At 63.2% G+C, this 17667-nt stretch carries 18 protein-coding genes and 2 pseudogenes; 13 read left to right on the plus strand and 7 right to left on the minus strand.

Annotated features, from left to right (window positions below; all coding sequences use genetic code 11):
- Positions 1-83 precede the first annotated feature (83 nt).
- Complete coding sequence (locus NKJ08_RS16295; RefSeq protein WP_352523953.1) at positions 84-938, plus strand: aldo/keto reductase; 855 nt, start codon at positions 84-86, stop codon at positions 936-938.
- An 81-nt stretch (positions 939-1019) separates the two neighbouring features.
- Here NKJ08_RS16295 and NKJ08_RS16300 read toward each other — a convergent pair whose 3' ends face one another.
- Positions 1020-1325, minus strand: coding sequence for a hypothetical protein (locus NKJ08_RS16300; protein WP_352523951.1), 306 nt, complete (start codon positions 1323-1325; stop codon positions 1020-1022).
- 269 nt (positions 1326-1594) lie between these two features.
- On the opposite strand from NKJ08_RS16300, the gene NKJ08_RS16305 reads away from it, so the two are divergent.
- On the plus strand, positions 1595-2887 hold the full coding sequence (locus NKJ08_RS16305) for an Nramp family divalent metal transporter (protein WP_352523950.1): 1293 nt from the start codon (positions 1595-1597) through the stop codon (positions 2885-2887).
- A 342-nt stretch (positions 2888-3229) separates the two neighbouring features.
- Here the strand turns inward: NKJ08_RS16305 and NKJ08_RS16315 are convergent, their stop codons facing one another.
- The 5 genes and pseudogenes from NKJ08_RS16315 to NKJ08_RS16335 all read right to left on the minus strand — a co-directional run bounded on the left by NKJ08_RS16315 (position 3230) and on the right by NKJ08_RS16335 (position 7993).
- Entirely contained in the window at positions 3230-3739 is a 510-nt protein-coding gene (locus tag NKJ08_RS16315; protein WP_352780416.1) for a flavodoxin, read from the minus strand.
- Positions 3740-3997: 258 nt separating this feature from the next.
- A complete protein-coding gene (locus tag NKJ08_RS16320; RefSeq protein ID WP_352523946.1) occupies positions 3998-4993 on the minus strand; it encodes an aldo/keto reductase in 996 nt (331 codons plus the stop codon).
- A gap of 102 nt (positions 4994-5095) precedes the next feature.
- Positions 5096-6089, minus strand: a pseudogene (locus NKJ08_RS16325) (aldo/keto reductase).
- A gap of 12 nt (positions 6090-6101) precedes the next feature.
- A complete protein-coding gene (locus NKJ08_RS16330; protein WP_352780418.1) occupies positions 6102-7580 on the minus strand; it encodes an MFS transporter in 1479 nt (492 codons plus the stop codon).
- Positions 7577-7993, minus strand: coding sequence for a (R)-mandelonitrile lyase (locus NKJ08_RS16335; RefSeq protein ID WP_352523943.1), 417 nt, complete (start codon positions 7991-7993; stop codon positions 7577-7579). Before NKJ08_RS16335 ends, NKJ08_RS16330 begins: the two co-directional genes overlap by 4 nt.
- 129 nt (positions 7994-8122) lie before the next feature.
- Here NKJ08_RS16335 and NKJ08_RS16340 point away from each other — a divergent pair, with 129 nt between their 5' ends.
- The 10 genes and pseudogenes from NKJ08_RS16340 to NKJ08_RS16385 all read left to right on the plus strand — a co-directional run.
- The gene (locus NKJ08_RS16340) at positions 8123-9016 is read left to right on the plus strand and encodes a LysR family transcriptional regulator (RefSeq protein WP_352523941.1); all 894 of its coding nucleotides are present in this window, start codon (positions 8123-8125) and stop codon (positions 9014-9016) included.
- Between the two features lie 185 nt (positions 9017-9201).
- Positions 9202-9759, plus strand: a complete 558-nt coding sequence (gene msuE / locus NKJ08_RS16345) for an FMN reductase (RefSeq protein WP_352780421.1) — start codon at positions 9202-9204, stop codon at positions 9757-9759.
- A 53-nt stretch (positions 9760-9812) separates the two neighbouring features.
- Positions 9813-11177: an LLM class flavin-dependent oxidoreductase gene (locus NKJ08_RS16350; protein WP_352523940.1), complete on the plus strand. Its 1365-nt coding sequence runs from the start codon at positions 9813-9815 to the stop codon at positions 11175-11177.
- Between the two features lie 24 nt (positions 11178-11201).
- Positions 11202-12050, plus strand: coding sequence for an ABC transporter permease (locus tag NKJ08_RS16355; RefSeq protein ID WP_352523938.1), 849 nt, complete (start codon positions 11202-11204; stop codon positions 12048-12050).
- Positions 12051-12111: 61 nt separating this feature from the next.
- Complete coding sequence (locus NKJ08_RS16360) at positions 12112-13110, plus strand: ABC transporter substrate-binding protein (RefSeq protein ID WP_352523936.1); 999 nt, start codon at positions 12112-12114, stop codon at positions 13108-13110.
- Positions 13111-13133: 23 nt separating this feature from the next.
- Complete coding sequence (locus NKJ08_RS16365) at positions 13134-13895, plus strand: ABC transporter ATP-binding protein (protein ID WP_352780425.1); 762 nt, start codon at positions 13134-13136, stop codon at positions 13893-13895.
- Positions 13896-14143: 248 nt separating this feature from the next.
- Positions 14144-14761, plus strand: coding sequence for a BA14K family protein (locus tag NKJ08_RS16370; RefSeq protein ID WP_352523932.1), 618 nt, complete (start codon positions 14144-14146; stop codon positions 14759-14761).
- Positions 14762-14888: 127 nt separating this feature from the next.
- Positions 14889-15218 (plus strand): DUF2934 domain-containing protein, encoded by a 330-nt coding sequence (locus NKJ08_RS16375; protein ID WP_352523931.1) that lies wholly within the window; start codon positions 14889-14891, stop codon positions 15216-15218.
- Positions 15219-15221: 3 nt separating this feature from the next.
- On the plus strand, positions 15222-15371 hold the full coding sequence (locus NKJ08_RS16380) for a hypothetical protein (protein WP_127204769.1): 150 nt from the start codon (positions 15222-15224) through the stop codon (positions 15369-15371).
- 266 nt (positions 15372-15637) lie between these two features.
- Positions 15638-15734, plus strand: a pseudogene (locus tag NKJ08_RS16385) (BA14K family protein); the annotation flags it as partial.
- A gap of 202 nt (positions 15735-15936) precedes the next feature.
- Here the strand turns inward: NKJ08_RS16385 and NKJ08_RS16390 are convergent.
- Positions 15937-16761, minus strand: coding sequence for an IS5 family transposase (locus NKJ08_RS16390; protein ID WP_352782330.1), 825 nt, complete (start codon positions 16759-16761; stop codon positions 15937-15939).
- Between the two features lie 367 nt (positions 16762-17128).
- On the opposite strand from NKJ08_RS16390, the gene NKJ08_RS16395 reads away from it, so the two are divergent.
- Positions 17129-17662, plus strand: coding sequence for a hypothetical protein (locus NKJ08_RS16395; protein ID WP_352523929.1), 534 nt, complete (start codon positions 17129-17131; stop codon positions 17660-17662).
- Positions 17663-17667 lie beyond the last annotated feature (5 nt).

Genomic DNA, 17667 nt, shown 5'->3' on the forward strand with positions numbered 1-17667 from the left:
ATTCTCCTGATATTGACTCGCTTTGGCGGCCGTCCAGACTAGATAGAGCGTGCGCTGGGCGGATGATGCAGAAGGACCTGAACATGCCTGAACAGATTACCCTGAATAGACCTGAACAGATCAGATTGAACGACGGCTCCGCCATTCCGCAAATCGGCCTTGGCGTTTGGCAGGTCGATCCGGCCATCACGGCCAAGGTGGTCAGCTGGGGAATCGAGGCCGGCTACAGGCTGATCGACACCGCCGAAGGCTATCAGAACGAGGAGGGTGTCGGGCAGGCAATCCGCTCGGCCGGCGTGCCGAGAAGCGAGTTGTTCATCACCTCGAAACTGCGCAACGGCGCGCATCAGCGCGACGCCGCCTTGCGCGCCTTCGACGAGACGATGAGCAAGCTCGGCATCGAACAGATCGACCTGTTCCTGATCCACTGGCCGGTGCCCAGCCAGGACAGATACGTCGAGGCCTGGAAGACGCTGATCGAACTCAGGCAATCAGGCCGGATCAAGTCGATCGGCGTTTCGAACTTCAACCAGGACCATCTCGAACGGATCATCGGCGAGACCGGCGTCACCCCCACCGTCAATCAGATCGAGCTCCACCCCCGCTTCCAGCAGCGTGACAAACGCGAATTTCACGACAGGCACAACATTGGTATCGAAAGCTGGAGCCCGCTGGGCAGCGGCCGGCTGTTGAGCGACCCGACGCTTGAAAGCATCGCCAGGAAACACGGCAAGTCGGTGGCGCAGACGATCGTCAGGTGGCATCTTCAGGAAGGGCTGATCGTCATACCAAAGTCGATCCACCAGGACCGGATCGCCGCTAATTTCGATGTCTTCGATTTCGAGTTGGAAGCGAAGGACCTCGAGCTTATTCGAGATATGGATTCGCCCGATGGCCGCACCGGGCCGAACCCCGCCACGGCTTCATTCCTGTTCTGACGAAGTGGGCGTCACCGCGCGTTGGCGTTCCCTCACGCCCCTCTCTGTCCTGCCGGACAGAGGGCGCGCTGTCCCGCCAGCCTATATTCCCGAGCCATCCACCAAAGGCACATCTTCCCCCTCCCAGGGACTCGGCATTGAACCCTTGCTGAGATTGGCCGACGGCAACGGCATCCAGCACTTCAGTTCCGGCTCGGCATATTCGACGATGCGCCCCGGGGAAGAATCGGAAGCGCGCCAGCCTTCGCTGCCGAACTGATCGGCGCGGGCCCAGTAAGCCATGTCGACTTCGGCCGGCCCCTGTTCGGACGGCCGGACCGTGACAAGGATTCTGCTGCCGTCCCTTGGCGCGCTCGACATGTGGCGCCACCGATCAGGCTCGTCCATTGCATTTCCTCCTACGACAGTCGTCTCGTACGGATAGTCGCTTCGCGTTCGGAAGCGGTCAACCCGAACTTTCAGGCTTGCCCCAAGGGTGGAAGACTAGGCCAAGACCGGGGCAAGACCCCTGCTCCGTCGCGCCACGGAACAAGTCATGGCGCACCGGGTTTGGCAAGGTTGCTGAAGGAAGCAAAAATGAGATCAGCGCCGCGATCGATCCCTACCATTGTTGCATGGCAGGCCGCGCCCTTCATTCGCAATCCGGTCCGATCGCAATGAGGCAGGCCGGTTCCGATCGTTCCACCCCACCGGAGGAGAGAAAAGGCGGCATAGGACGAACGCTCGGCCTCGGCCTGATAACAGGGGCGGCCGACGACGATTGTTCTGCGATAGGCACCTACGCCAGCGCCGGTGCCCGCTTCGGACCCGACCTACTTTGGACGGCTCCGGTGACCTTGCCGATGATGTACGCGGTCGTCTACCTGTCGTCGAAGCTTGGCCAGGTATCCGGGCGCGGATTGTTCCACGTCATCAAGGACTTCTACCCGCGGTGGCTGCTTTGGTCGGTGCTTTTGGGTGTGCTCATCGGAAACACCATCGAGGCGGCGGCGGATCTCGGCGGAATGGCCGCGGCGATCAACATATTCGTGCCGCTTCCCATTCCGCTGATCGTGCTGTTCGTCGCCGCCCTCATCTTCGCCCTCCAGGTGTTCGGCTCTTACACTTTGATCCGCAACATTTTTCGGTGGCTGGCGCTGGCGCTGCTCGCTTATGTCGGTGCCGCCATTCTGGCCAAGCCGGACGCCGCGGCGGTGCTGCGCGGAACGCTGCTTCCCAGAATCGAATTCAACCGCGAGTTCCTGTCGATCCTGGTCGCCATCATCGGCACGACGCTGTCCGCCTATCTCTATACGTGGCAGTCCAATGAGGAGGTCGAGGAGGAGATTACCCGAGGGCGAACGACGCTCAGGCAAAGGCAGGGCGCCACCGAGGGTGAACTCCGGCGCTCTCGCCGGGACATCCTCATCGGCATGATGTTTTCAAATCTCGTCATGTACTTCATCATCCTGTCGACAGGCGCTACGCTCTACGAGGTGGGCCACCACGATATCGACACGGCCGCACAGGCCGCGGAGGCGCTGCGCCCGCTCGCCGGCCAGGCCGCAAGCATCCTGTTCGCCGCAGGCGTGATCGGTGTGGGCTTCCTTGCGGTTCCTGTCATGACCACCGGCGCCGCCTATGATGTTGCACAAGCCGTCGGCTGGAAAAACAGCCTGCACGCCCGGGCTCGAGAGGCGCCCAAATTTTATCTCGCCATCGGCTTTTTTACGGCGATCGCCGCCGGCCTTAACTTTCTCGGCTTCAATCCGATGAAGGCGCTGGTCTGGTCCGGCATCGTTCAAGGCTTCTCGACGCCGCCCTTGCTGCTGCTCATCATGCTGATGACGAACAGCCGCAGGATCATGGGCGATCAGGTGAACAGCCGGAGCACCAACATACTCGGTTGGGCAACGACCGCCGCTATCTTCTCGGCGACGATCGGCCTGGTGGCAACCTGGTTCATGTGATCCGGCGGAACAAAGGAGCCCTGTCCGCCAGTTGGATTACCCCTTACCGCTTGCGGACTGTCCCAGCTTTGCCGATCTGGGAAATTCCACAACGTCTCCGCGTGGCCGCTTGTATTGCGCTGCGACAATTGCATCGATCAGGAGATCCAGAGCCGCACGAGCCGTGCGGCTCGTCTCGTCGTCACCGCTCAAATAATGGCAGGCTCGTTCAAGGTGGAGGTGTGCGGCGGCAAAGTCGCTTGTCATAGGCTTCTCCCTGTTGCCCGCCGGCCGGCAAGATGACCGCCTCGATTTACCCAAAAGCAAATATCCACAGCCGGATTTGAATCTAATTGGCCTGACTCACTGCATGCCGCGGAGCCACTCCAGCACCTTGGCCTGTGCCTCGCCCGCATCCTCTCCGAGGACCGCGAGGCCGTCGAGGATTGTGGTATCGGGACATAGTTCCTCGACGTCGCGCCGGGTGCGCCCGAGGCCGCTGACGATATAGGTGACGAACGGCGCAATGATCTTGCCCGACAGGTCATGACTGGCCAGGAAGCTGCGCACAGGCGGCGTCAGCCTGACGTTCCACAGCGGTGAGCCGACAAGGACGACGTCATGATTGCTGACGTCGATCTTCGTCCGCAGCGGCGGCAGGTAACCGGACCGCTGTTCCCTGACATTTTGCGCGACGAGCGCGTCATAGTCATCCGGATAGGGTTCCACTGTCTGGATCTCCACCAGGTCACCGCCAATCAGACTATGGATTTGGCGGGCGACGGTTCTGGTGTGGCCGGTGCGCGAATAGTAGACGATCAGGACCTTTCGTCCGGGAGAGCCTGCCGGCTGAGCCAGGATATTTGTCGGCATCAGCAAAAGTCCGCCTGCCACAAGCCCGGAGGAGCTGAGGAACTTCCGGCGCTTCATGTCGGGGCCACTCCAAGGCTGCAGCAGGCGATGAGCCCTGGAGACTTCGCCAGCCTGACAGTCAGGTCGGACAGGCTGTTCAGCGAGACGATACGCCCCCTGAGGAACTTGGCCATCGGTTGGATCTCCGCTTGCGCCCGCGCCGCTATCTTCTTGTTTGATCGCGATCTTTTCCAAACCGGCAAGGCCGGTTCGGGATCTCTACCGGCCTGTCATGTCCAATACCGCTTGCGGCAAGCGAGCGCCCTTCAGCGTGATCTGGGAGGCGGCTTGGTCAATGTCGTCGAGCTCTTCCCGGCTCAGATCGATCGCGACAGCCCCGAGGTTTTCCTCCAGCCGATGCAGCTTCGTGGTGCCGGGGATCGGCACGATCCAGGGTTTTTGGGCAAGCAGCCAGGCGAGAGCGATCTGAGCGGGCGTGGCGCCCTTCAGTTCGGCGACCTTGCGCAGCAGGTCGACCAGCGCGACGTTGGCCTTGAGCGCCTCTGGCGCAAAGCGTGGAACGGCGGCGCGGAAATCGGAGCTGTCGAACCTGGTGTTCTCATCCATCTTCCCTGTCAGGAAGCCTGCGCCCAGCGGACTGAAGGGAACGAAGCCGATGCCGAGTTCCTCCAGCGTCGGCAGGATCTCCGTCTCCGGGCCGCGGTACCACAGCGAATATTCGCTCTGCACCGCGGTCACCGGATGGACGGCGTGAGCGCGCCTGATCGTCTGCGCCGCGGCTTCCGACATTCCGAAATGCCTGACTTTGCCGCCATCGACCAGCTCCTTGATCGTGCCTGCGACATCCTCGATCGGCACATTCGGATCGACGCGATGCTGGTAGAACAGGTCGATGCGGTCGGTCCTGAGGCGCTTGAGCGAAGCTTCGGCAACCGCCTTGATATGGTCCGGCCGGCTGTTCAGGCCACCGCTGCGCTGGCCGGTCTCAAGGTCGATGTCGAAGCCGAACTTGGTGGCGATCGCCACTTTGTCGCGCAACGGCGCCAGCGCCTCGCCGACCAGCTCCTCACTGGCAAAAGGCCCGTACGCCTCGGCCGTGTCGAACAGCGTAACACCACGATCCACGGCCGTGCGGATGAGGGAGATCATGTCGCCCCTTGGCGGGGGCGTACCATAGACCGAAGTCATGCCCATGCAACCGAGCCCGAGGGCCGAAATTTCCAGGCCGCTATTGCCAAGTTTTCGTGTTTGCATTTTTCGTCTCCGCGACTGCAACCCGGTATGCCGTCTCAAGGATTTGAAACCGGCTGTCGAGGTGGCGTTTGATTGAAGATATTGCTCCAGTTCGGCCGCCGCTCAGCGACCGACCCGTGCCTGCAGATGGGCTGGGTAGCGGTCTCCTTGCACCGCAATTCTCGAGACGGCAGCTTCGATGTCGCCAAGATCATTGGCGGTCAGCTCCATCTCGGCGGCGCCGATGTTTTCCTCAAGCCGATGCAGCTTTGTCGTCGCGGGGATCGGCACTATCATGGCTTCTGCGCCAGCAGCCAGGCCAGCGCGATCTGCGCGGGCGTGACCTTTTTGCCGGTCGCGATTTCGCCCAGCACGTCGACCAGGGCCTGGTTCGCCTTGCGCGCCTCGGGCGCAAAGCGCGGCACGATGTTGCGGAAGTCGCTTGCGTCGAACCTCGTGTTCTCGCTGATCGCGCCGGTGAGAAAGCCCTTGCCCAGCGGGCTGAAGGGAACGAAGCCGATGCCGAGTTCCTCGAGCGTCGGCAGGATCTCCTTTTCCGTTTCCCGCCACCACAGCGAATGCTCGCTCTGCAGTGCTGCGACCGGTTGCACGGCATGGGCACGGCGGATCGTCTGGGCGCCGGCTTCCGACATCCCGAAATGCCTGACCTTGCCTTCGCCGATCAGCTCCTTGACGGTGCCGGCAACGTCCTCGATCGGCACATTCGGATCGACGCGGTGCTGGTAGAACAGATCGATGTGGTCGGTCCTGAGCCGCTTGAGCGAAGCCTCGGCAACCGCCTTGATATGCTGCGGCCGGCTGTTCAGGCCACCGCTGCGCTGGCCGGTCTCAAGGTCGATGTCGAAGCCGAACTTGGTGGCGATCACCACTTTGTCCCGCAACGGCGCCAGCGCCTCGCCGAGCAGCTCCTCGTTCTTGTAGGGGCCGTAGGCCTCGGCGGTGTCGAAGAAGGTGACGCCGCGCTCATAGGCCGAGCGGATCAGCGTGATCGCGTCCGTCTTGTCGGTGGCTGGACCATAGCCGAAGCTCAGCCCCATGCAGCCCAAGCCGAGCGCCGAGACTTCCAGATCGCTGTTCCGAGTTTGCGCTTTTGCATCGGGTTTCTCCTCTAGGTTCGACCGCCGACGGCGGCCGGCAAAACGGCGGCGCTTGCACCCGGCAGGGCGGCGCTTTCCGCAACTTGGGCTTCCGGACCGGCCTTGACCGTCCGGCGGGCGATCAGCATGGCGGCGATCGCCAGTGCCAGTGCCAGCATCACCGTGCCGGCAGTCAGCGCAGATGTGACCTGATGGACGAGCAGGTTCCTGCCGTCGAGCGCACCGGCGCCGAAGGCCGACACTGCGACCAGGATTCCGAGGCCGAGCGAATTGCCCAATTGATGTGCGACGTTGACGACGCCGGAGGCTGCGCCCGCATCCTCGGCGCTGACCCCGGCGACGCCGGAGGCAGTGAGCGGGCTCAATGCAAACCCCTGCCCTGCCCCGACCAGCATCATCGGCAGAGCGACCCCGGTCACATAGGACGTGTCGGGCGAGACGCGGCTCAGCCAGGCCATGCCGATCAGCGACATGGTGAGGCCGCCGGCGAGCAGCCGACCGTTGCCGAACCGCTTCGTCAGCTGCGGCACCGTCATCGCGACGGCGAAGTTCACCAGGGTAGCCGGCAAGAATGCCAGACCGGTGAGCGCGGCGCTGTAGCCGACGACGCCTTGCAGGAACTGGGTGGTGAAGAAAAAGAAGCCGATCATCGCGCCGAGAAAGAGGACGCGCGCCGCATACGCGCCGGCCCGCACCCGGCTGGCGAAAAGACGCAGCGGCATGATCGGCTGCTTTGCTCGCGTCTCGTTGACGATGAACAGGGCAAGCAGCGCGGCCGCGGCGACAAGGGCTGCGATCGTCAGCGGGTCGCTCCAGCCGGCGCTTGCGGAGCGGACCAGGCCATAGACAAGCGCGCTCATGCCGATGGTCGAGGTGAGCGCGCCGGCAACGTCGAACTGGCCGGATCGCCGCTCCGTTTCCGGCAGGTAGCGCCATGAGGCGACAATCATGGCGATGCCGATGGGTAGATTGACGAGGAAACCGACGCGCCAGGAAAGCCAGTCGGCCAGCACGCCGTCAAGGACGAGGCCGACGCTGGCGGCCACCCCGGCAACGGCGCTGTAATAGGAGACCGCGCGGGTGCGTTCAGGGCCCTCGGAGAAGTTCGTCTGCAGCAGGGCGAGCGTCGAGGGCGCGAGGATCGCCGAGCCGAGACCCTGGACCGCGCGCGCCGCAAGCATCCATGCCGGCGACTGTGCCAGGCCGATCGCCAGCGATGCCGCCGTGAACAGCGCCAGGCCGAGGATCAGCATGAGGCGGCGGCCGAGTATGTCGCCGGCGCGGGCGCCGATCAGCAGGAAGCCGCCGAAGGTCAGCGTATAGGCGCTTTGCACCCAGGACAGCTCGGCACTGGTGAAATTGAGGTCGTGGTGGATCTTCGGCAGTCCGGTGAGGACGACCGAAATGTCGAGCACGATCATCACATAGCTGACCAGGATGATTGTCAGAACGGCCGTCTTGCTGGGTATGGAAGGAGCGGTCATCGTCATACGTGCTCCGCCTTGGCTTGATCTCGATATTGCTCGTCGCTGACATGCTCCATCCAGTCGACGGCCTTGCCGTCGAGCGCTTCCTGGACGGCGATATGCGTCATGGCGGTGGCAGGCGCGGCACCATGCCAGTGCTTCTCGCCGGGTTCGAACCAGACCACGTCGCCGGGACGGATTTCCTCTGTCGGGCCGCCCCAGCGCTGGACGCGACCGCAGCCCGAAGTCACGATCAGGACCTGCCCCAGCGGATGCGTATGCCAGGCAGTGCGCGCACCCGGTTCGAACGTCACGGCATTGCCGGCCGCACGCGCCGGAGCGTTGGCTGCAAACAGCGGATCGATACGGACCGTTCCGGTAAACCATTCGGCCGGCCCCTTGCCGGACGGCTGCGCGCCGCTACGCTTGATTTCCATTATCTTGGCTTCTTTGCTGGGCTGACGGAAAATGTCCGTCGCGCGATTGCCGATGGCGGGAATCTAGGCAGTGTAGCGGCATGCAATTAGATGCTATAATTGGCATGAAGCTATGAGATGGATTCATGAATGCGGCAAGGTAGCGTCAACGATCTGCTCGCCTTTCTGGCTGTCGCGAGGGAGCGAAGTTTTACCAGGGCGGCCGCGAAACTCGGCGTTTCGCAGTCGGCTCTCAGCCACACAATCCGCGGACTTGAGGAGCGGCTCGGCGTCCGGCTGCTGACCCGGACCACCCGCAGCGTCTCGCCAACGGAGGCCGGCGAGCGCCTGCTTCAGACCGTTGGCCCGCATTTCGAGGGCATCGAGACGGAGCTCGCCGCGCTCAGCGAGCTGCGCGACAAGCCCGCCGGCACCATCCGCATCACCGCGGGCGAGCATGCGGCTGACGCGATCCTGTGGCCCGCGCTCGCAAAGCTGCTGCCCGCCTACCCCGACATAAAGGTCGAGATCATCATCGACTACGGCCTGACCGATATCGTCGCCGAACGCTATGATGCAGGCATCCGTCTCGGCGAGCAGGTCGCCAAGGACATGATTGCGGTCCGCATAGGCCCCGATATGCGCATGGCGGTGGTCGGCGCGCCGTCCTATTTCGCCCGCCGCAAGCGGCCGCAGACGCCGCTCGAGCTGACCGATCACGCTTGCATCAATCTGCGCCTGCCGACCTATGGCGGCATCTATGCCTGGGAGTTCGAGAAAGCCGGCCGCGAGCTCAAGGTGCGGGTCGAGGGGCAATTGGTGTTCAACAATATCGGGCTGCGAATGAACGCGGTGCTGGCCGGCCTCGGGCTCGCCTACCTGCCCGAGGACCAGATACGCACGCAGCTTGCCGACGGGCGGCTGGTCAGGGTGCTGGCCGACTGGTGCCCGCCCTTTCCTGGTTACCATCTCTATTACCCGAGCCGCCGGCAACCTTCGGCCGCCTTCGCCTTGCTGGTCGATGCGCTGCGCTATCGCCGCTGAGGCGATGTTTCGGATGTTTCAGCGCGGTACGCCGCGTTGAATGAACCAATTACGGGCGGTGTTCCGCAAACTCTGTCCACTCACCGCGCTGCTTTTGAAATTTTCTCGCTCTTTTAATTCTACAAACTCTCTAGACTTAACATAGATCGCTAGGCCTAGAATAGAGCGCTTGAGAGGAGCCAGGAATGTCGAAAAAGCTCGTGGTGGGGCTGTCGGGCAATTTGACCCGGCCGTCGAAGACCAAGGCGTTCGTCAGCCACATCGTCGGGCAGGCCGCCGAAAGCATTGCCGCGGCCTCGGCCGTCTTCGACATTGAGGATCTCGGCGCGTCCCTGCCGCAGGCAAGGCGCATTGGCGATCTGGACCCGGCGGCGCGCAACATTGTCGAACGGCTGCTGGGCGCCGACATCCTGGTGGCCGGCTCGCCGACTTTCAAAGGCAGCTACACCGGGCTTTTCAAGCACTTCTTCGACCTGCTCGACCCGTCATCGCTGAGGAGCAAGCCGGTCATCCTCGCCGCAACCGGCGGCGGCGAGCGTCACTCGCTGATCGTCGAGCACCAGCTGCGGCCGCTGTTCGGCTTCTTCGAGGCACTCACCATGCCGACCGCGATCTACGCCTCCGACAAGGATTTTGCCAATGGCGTGCTGGTGTCGGAAGCCATCGACGCCCGCGCCCGGCAGGCGGTCGCCGAGGCATGCCGGGTAACCGGATTGCCCTACGGCGTCGGCCTTGCCGCCTGAACGCGCCACTGATCCGAGATCCCCCTTCCCGACCCATTCAGGAGCACGCGGCGATGACCCGATCCACAAAATCCAGGCAAATCAAACTGGGCGCTTTCCTGCCCGGCGGCGGACAGCATATTGCCGCCTGGCGCCATCCCGATGCGCCGGCCGACGGCGCGACCAATTTCGAGTTCCACAAGCAGCTTGCCCTGACCGCCGAGCGCGGCCTGTTCGATGCCTATTTCCTCGCCGACAATCTGACGGTCGGCCTCGGCGCCCGCGAAGGCGGCAACGCCAAGATCGCCGGCTTCGAGCCGGTGACGCTGTTTGCAGCACTTGCGCCGCTCACCACGCATCTCGGCTTCATCGCCACCGCCTCGACCACCTATGAGGAGCCCTACACGCTGGCTCGCAAATTCGCCTCGCTCGACCTGCTGTCGAATGGCCGGGCCGGCTGGAACGTCGTCACCTCGGCCGGCGACGAAACCGCGCGCAATTTCAATCGCAATACCCAGCCCAATCATGCCGACCGTTACGCGCGGGCCCATGAGCATGTCGAGACGGTCAAGGCGCTGTGGGACAGCTGGGAGGGCGATGCCTTCATCCGCGACAAGAAATCGGGCCGCTTCTACGACAAGGACAAGCTCCACGACATCGATCACAAGGGGCAGCACTTCAGCGTCAAGGGCCCGCTCAACGTGCCGCGCCCCGTGCAGGGGCACCCGGTGGTGGTGCAGGCCGGGCAGTCGGAAGACGGCCGCAAGCTCGCCGCCCATTCGGCGGAAGTCATCTTCACCGCCCATCAGAACCTGGCGTCGGCGCAGGAATTCTACCGCGACATCAAGGCGCGCGTGATTGCCGCCGGCCGCGATCCCGAGCAGGTGCTGATCATGCCGGGCGTAGCACCCTTCGTCGGCCGCACCGAAGAGGAAGCGCGCGCCAAATACCAGCAGCTGAACGATCTCATCCTGCCTGAGGATGGCGTCGCCCTGCTCAATGGACTGGCCGGGCAGACGCTCGACATCAGGGGCTACCCGCTCGACGGCCCGCTGCCGCCAAGCAAGGAAACCGAAGGCATGAAGAGCCGCCAGGCGCTGATCCGCCAGATCGCCGACGAGCACAACTTCACCATCCGCCAGCTCTACCAGTGGGTAGCAACGGCCCGCGGCCACTACACCGTCATCGGCAGCGCCGTGCAGGTTGCCGACCAGATGGAGGAGTGGTTCGGCAACGAAGCTGCCGACGGCTTCAACATCCTGCCGCCCTGGTTGCCCGGCGCGCTCGACGATTTCGTCGAGCTGGTGATCCCGGAGCTGCAGCGCCGTGGCCTGTTCCGCACCGCCTATGAAGGCAAGACCCTGCGCGCGAACCTCGGCCTGAAGCGGCCGGAAAATCCCTGGACCGCCGCCCGCTCGGCCGTGCTGGCCGCCGAATAGCTCCCTGTCGCAAGAGGCAAGACGATGAGTTTGCAGCACATCGAACAGCCGGTCGTCATCGACAGGCGTGATAGCGAGACCAGCCTTGGCTCGGACTTCCTGCGTCTCGGTCGCCGGACAGGAATTCGCTTCCTGTCGCGCTATGGCGTCCTGATCGCTTTCCTCGCACTCTGGCAGGTGTCGAGCAGCGCCGGGTGGGTCAACACGGCGGTGCTGCCGCCGATCGATACGATTGTCGCGGCACTTTGGAAGGGGCTGGCCGGCGGCACTCTGCTCGGTGACATCGCCATCAGCCTGCAGCGCGCCGGTCTCGCCTTCGCGGCCGCCGTGCTGGTCGCGATCCCGCTTGGTCTGTTCATGGGCCAGGTGCGCACCGTCGAAACCGCGCTCGATCCCATCCTGCAGGTTTTCCGTCAGACCTCGGCGCTGGCGCTCTATCCGGTGTTCATCCTGCTGCTTGGGCTGGGCGAAGCCTCCAAGGTATTCGTCATTTTCTGGGCGACGCTGTTCCCGCTGCTGCTCAACACCATCAGCGGCGTCAAGCAAGTCGATCCGAAACTGCTGGAGATGGCCCGCGTCTACGGCGCCGGGCAAATCACCGTTTTCCGCCGCGTCGTGCTGCCCGGCGCCGTGCCCTCGATCTTCGTTGGGCTGAGGCTCAGCGCCACCACGGCGCTATTGCTTTTGATCGCCTCCGAAATGATCGGCGCCAACAAGGGCATCGGCTTCCAGGTGATGAACGCGCAGTACAACTTCCAGATACCGCTGATGTTCGCCGCAATCGTCATCCTCGCCGGCCTCGGCCTGATCGCCAACCAGGCGCTGGTCAGCCTGCAGCGGCGGCTCTGCCGCTGGAGCAATGCCGTCGACTGACCACTCGTTGCCATCCTTCAAACCAGGCCCAAACCAGGCCAGAATAAAGGAAGACCGGATCATGAAAATTACCCGCCGTTCCCTGCTTGCCGGCGCACCCTTCGCCGCCGGTCTTCTCTCCGCCGGCCTGCCCCGCTTCGCCTTTGCTGAAGCGGCACAAGTCAAGTTCCGCTACCTCGCCAGCCGCGGCAGCATCTCTCCGCATGAGCTGGCCGACGAGCTCGGCTATTTCAAAGGCCTCGGCGTCGAACTGGAGAATGTCGGCTATTCCGGCGGCGGCCCGGAATCGCTGTTCGCGCTGGCCTCCGGCAGCGTCGATCTCGGCTCGGCCGCAACCGCTGCCGTGATCAATTCGATCTCCGGCGGCAACGACTTCGTCGCCGCCTATCCGAGCAACGGCATCAACAATAAGGTGCGCAGCGTCTTCTACGTGCTCGACGACAGCCCGATCAAATCGATCGCCGACATTGCCGGCAAGACCATCGCCGTCAACACGCTCGGCGCCCATCTCGACTACACGGTGCGCGAGGCGCTGCACAGCGTCGGCCTGGCGCCCGACGCCGCCAATCTCGTCGTGGTGCCCGGACCGCAGCTCGAACAGACCTTGCGTTCCCGCCAGGTCGACATCGCGGCGCTGGGCTACTGGCAGGCGACGTTTGCCGGCGCCCTGGTCGACAATGGCGGCGTGCGTGGCGTGTTCAACGACACCGACGTGCTCGGCGAGCTAGCCGGCGGCTTCGTCGTGCTCAGGCGCGACTTCATCGCCGCGCATCCGGACGCCGCTCGCAACTTCGTCGAGCAATCCGCCCGTGCCTCGGACTGGTCGCTGCAGAACCCGGACGAAGCGCGCAAGGTGCTCGCGAACATCCTCGACAAGCGCGGCGAAAACGGCGAATTGGCGCGCTACTGGACCGGCTTTGGGCTGCGCCAGGGCGCCAAGGCAACCGACCGCGATATCGACTTCTGGGTCAGCGTGCTCGAGCGCGACGGCCGCCTGCCCAAAGGCAAACTGAAGGCGGTGGACATCCTCTACCGGCCGGGCGAAACCAAGACCAACTGACGAAACGGCCGGAGACAAGCGCGATGAGCAGCACAAGCGGCGGTGAGGTCAGCATACGCGACCTGTCCAAATCCTTCAGCATCGGTGGGCGCCCGCTTGCCGTGCTGAGAGCGCTCAACCTCGACATCTGCTCGGGTGAATGCCTGGTCATCGTCGGCGCCAGCGGATCGGGCAAGACCACGCTGCTGCGCATCCTAGCCGGGCTGGAGGCCGCCGACAGCGGCGGCGTCGCCATCGATGGCAAGCCGGTGCATGGCGTCGGCGCCGAGCGCGCGGTGATTTTCCAGGAACCGCGCCTGCTGCCCTGGCTGACCGTGCTCGGCAACGTCGCCTTCGGCCTCGAGGTGCGGGGCGTGCCTAAGGCCGAGGCCGACGAAAGGGCGCGCTTCTATATCGCGCTCGTCGGCCTCGCCGAATTCAGCGATGCTTTCCCAAGGCAGCTATCGGGTGGCATGGCGCAGCGCGTCGGCATCGCCCGCGCCTTGACCGTGCAGCCTGAAATCCTGCTGCTCGACGAGCCGCTGGGGGCGCTCGACGCCATGACCAAGATCGGCATGCAGGAGGAACTGGCGCGCATCTGGAGCGAGGAGAACGTCACCATGGTGATGGTGACTCATGACCTCGAGGAAGCGATCTACCTCGCCGACAGGGTACTGATCCTGCCCAAGGAGAAAGGCGGCGCGGCGCGGCTGATCGAGATCGACCTGCCCCGCCCGCGCGAGCGCAGCGAAAGCCGCTTCGTACGCTATCGCGAAGACCTGCTGCGCGAGTTCGGCCTGCACTGAAGGGCGGACTATGCCGTGGACCCACGGCGGCGGCAAAGTGCCGCTCGGTTCCGTCCGCGACCTTTGAAAACCTTGGGTTCCTCGCCCCGCAGAGCGGGGAGAGGTGGCTCGGCGAAGCCGAGACGGAGAGGGGCCTTCCGGCATCGCAGACCGTCCCTCAAGCGCCACCCACCTGCCCTCCCCGGGTTCTTTTCTGGAACCGGATTCCACGCCCCGCATTTTCTAACCGGGAGGCGAAGGAGCGCGGCATGAAAGCTTTGTTCGCAATCTTCGGCGGCTTCGTCCTGACGCTCGCCGTATTCGCCAGCGGTCTGGCCTTCGCCACCTGGCTTCTGATAGCCAAGCCGGTGTCGCCGGCCGCCCCGGTCTCCAGCGTCGCCGAATTGTGGACCAGGGATCCGCGCCCGGTGAACCCGGCCTCGCAGCGCCTGGAGCGCCTTCCCGCCCGCGCGGTCCCGGCTGATCGCACCTCGAAACCCGCCGATGCCGCAGCGTCGGCGCCCGACACCACCGTGACCGGCTCTATCCAACCGGCAGCGGAAGAGCAGCAGACGCTGCCTGTCGCCCATGTCGAATGGTGCGCAAGCCGCTACCGCTCCTACAGACCGGACGACAACCACTACACATCCTACAGCGGCCAACAGCGCCCCTGCATCTCGCCCTATCTCGACGCCGGCGATGACGGCAGCTACGTCGAGGCGAGCGACACGTCGTCTATCGAGGGCTCCGTCCCATCGGATGAAACCGACGGCGCCGAGCTCTCATCCGACCACCTGCAATACTGCTTCAGCCGCTACCGCTCGTACCGACCGGAAGACAACACGTATCAGCCGTATTCCGGCGGGCCGCGCCGGCAGTGCGAGTAGGCGGGCGGGGGCGGGCTGGCGGCCGCAGTACATGGCGCCTTGTGCGACCCCACCCAACGATCACGCAGATTTCTTGGATCGTTCGGGTTGGCGCGGCGTTCATCCGATACCCAAAGGAGAAATCAACATGGGCGACGACCGGGAAGACAAGATTCGTGAGCGCGCATACCAGATCTGGGAACGTGAAGGCCGGATCCATGGCGATCCCGAGCGGCACTGGCACCGGGCCGAGGCCGAGATCGACAGGGAGGCAGCCCTGCCACTGACGGCAGGCGATGCTCTGCCGGAAACCCGCGAGGTCGCGAGCTCCGACGTCTTGACGGTCGAGGCCCTGGCTGTGCGCACCGGCATATCGGGCGAACAGGCGCAGGAGCTGATCGATAGGCTGGGCAACGACCGAGCGGCGATCGAGCAAGCCGCGCGCAACCTCAAGGGGAAGCACCGGCTCGGGGAGTGACAGATGATCAGAAAACTCAAAGACGGAAAATACCGCCTCTATTCGCGCAAGAAGGACGAAAAGACCGGCAAGCGCCGCAATCTCGGGACGTTTGACAGCCGCGAGGCTGCGGAAAAGCACGAACGCGAGGTGCAGTATTTCAAGAGGCATTGAGGGGCGTGCCGTCGCTTGCCAGGCAGCCGCGCCGGATGCCTGACGGAACCTGAATTCCAGCCCGCAACAAGCCGTCGCGAAGCCACTACCGCTCCCACAGGCCAAGCGACGACCACTACACATCCTACAGCGAAGGGCAGCGCCCCTGCATCTCGCCCTATCTCGACGCCGCCGATGACGGCAGCTACGTCGAGGCGAGCGATACGTCGTCGGTGGAGGGCTACCCGCCATCGGATGAACCCGGCGGCGCAGAGCTGTCATCCGACCACATGCAATACTGCTTCAGCCGCTACCGGTCATATCGACCGGAAGACAACACCTATCAGCCCTATTCCGGGGGGGCCGCGCCGGCAGTGCGAGTAGGTGGGGCGTCGCGGACACGATGGTGAGGTGAGGGCACGCCTGGAATAGGAACACGGCCCGCGCCCACGGCACCTGACCGACTTCGAATCCAGCTCCTTGCCGAGTGGCCGAGACTGCAGCATGGCAATCCTGAAACGAACATCGCGGCGAGATCAGCGGGTTCGGCACCGCACACCGGATCGATTAGAGTCCGTTTTGAAATTCAAGGATGAGCGTTTCGGCGGATGAGGTTTGCGCCCATTGCGACGAGGATCATTGCGTGAGAGACGTCGATGCGCTGCTCGTAGTCGCGCACGAGGCGGCGCCATCTTGTCATCCAGCCGAAGGTCCGCTCGACGACCCAGCGTCGGGGCAAGACTTCGAAGCCCTTCTGGTCATCGGATCGGCGGATGACCTCGACCACGAAGTCCAGATAGGCGGCCTTGTCCATGAGCATTAGCCGATCATAGGCGCCGTCGGCGAACAGATGCTTCACCCAGGGCCAGCGCTGGCGGATACCATCCAAGATCGCCTGAGCGCCGGCGCTGTCGGAGATATCGGCCGGCGTCAAGTTGACCATCAACAGCCGCCCATCCGTATCGACTGCGATATGGCGCTTGCGTCCGACGATCTTCTTGCCGGCGTCGTAACCCCTTGTTCTTGCTTGCGGAGCCTTGACCGACTGGCTGTCGATCACCGCCGCCGACGGGCTCGCCTCGCGCCCGGCCCGCTCACGATCCAGCATCAGCGCCACGTCGTGGATGGTCTGGAACAAAAATCGCCGCGCCAGCTCTCGAAACCAGCCATAGACCGTCTGCCAGGGTCCCAAGTGGATCGGCAGCATCCGCCAGCCGCAACCCGAACGGACCAGGTAGCGCACCGCATTGATCACCTCGCGAAAATCAACCTCGCGCGGACGGCCACGCCGCCCAGGCTTGGGCATCAGCGGCGCGAACTGCTCCCACTCCTCATCCGTCAAATCAGACGGGTAGCGCTTGGTCTTCTTGGCGATCTGGGCCATCCGGCCACGGCTCTGCTTTGTCCACATCCACAGCTTGAATCATAACCCAGCCTCAGACGAAACCCCAGTAAGCCGATTTTCAAAACGGCCTCTTAGCGCTCACACACGCGCCGATCAAACGTGCTCGGCTCTATCGAGATTTTAACGTACGCTTCTCATGCAATTCTGTATGTCAATAGGACGTCAGCGGACAAGCCGCTTTAAGGCATTGATTTCACGGGGATAATTTTCGTATATAATGTCTTGCATACAGACTTCTACCCGGCATCACTATACACATTGAAACATTGCAGAAGAGCATGGGATCATAACTCGCTGTAACAAAAGCATTTTATCTCAGACAATATCAGATATCCACAGACATGTAGAAAACTTCAACGTCGGCGCGTTGACATTGAACGACGGCGACGATACAGCTTTAGATTGTCGCGATAGGGATGGTGCTGAAATGGCTGATAATGAAGGGCTGGAGCAGTTCACACTGACGCTAAAGGGGAATGGGGTCGAGATCAAGCGTGAGATCAGCCCAGATCAATTTGCTGCGATCATGAGCGTGGTTATTGGCAGAGATATGTCTGCCAGTAATACTTCGACCGCATCCACGGGAGCGCCGGTAGAGCTAGCAGTTAAAATCTCGCTCAGAGAATTTCTCGACGAGGTCAAAGCAGTGCGTAAGCCGGATCAAATTGTGGCAATAGGTCATTATATTGGCCTTCATGAGGGTCAGCCCACCTTCTCCCGTGAGGACATAAAGGACCGCTTTGCTGCTGCGAGAGAACCTATGCCCTCGAATTTCCCGCGAGATTTCGGGGTGGCCATCAAAGCTGGGGCAATCGCCGGGGCACATCAAAAGGCGGGCCACTACTACGTGACCAAAACCGGAATACAGGCTGTTGATCGGCACTTCGGGGCCGACGCGAAGAAGTAAGAGGA

This window comes from Mesorhizobium sp. M0244, from assembly GCF_040321795.1.
In the GTDB taxonomy this organism is placed as follows: domain Bacteria; phylum Pseudomonadota; class Alphaproteobacteria; order Rhizobiales; family Rhizobiaceae; genus Mesorhizobium.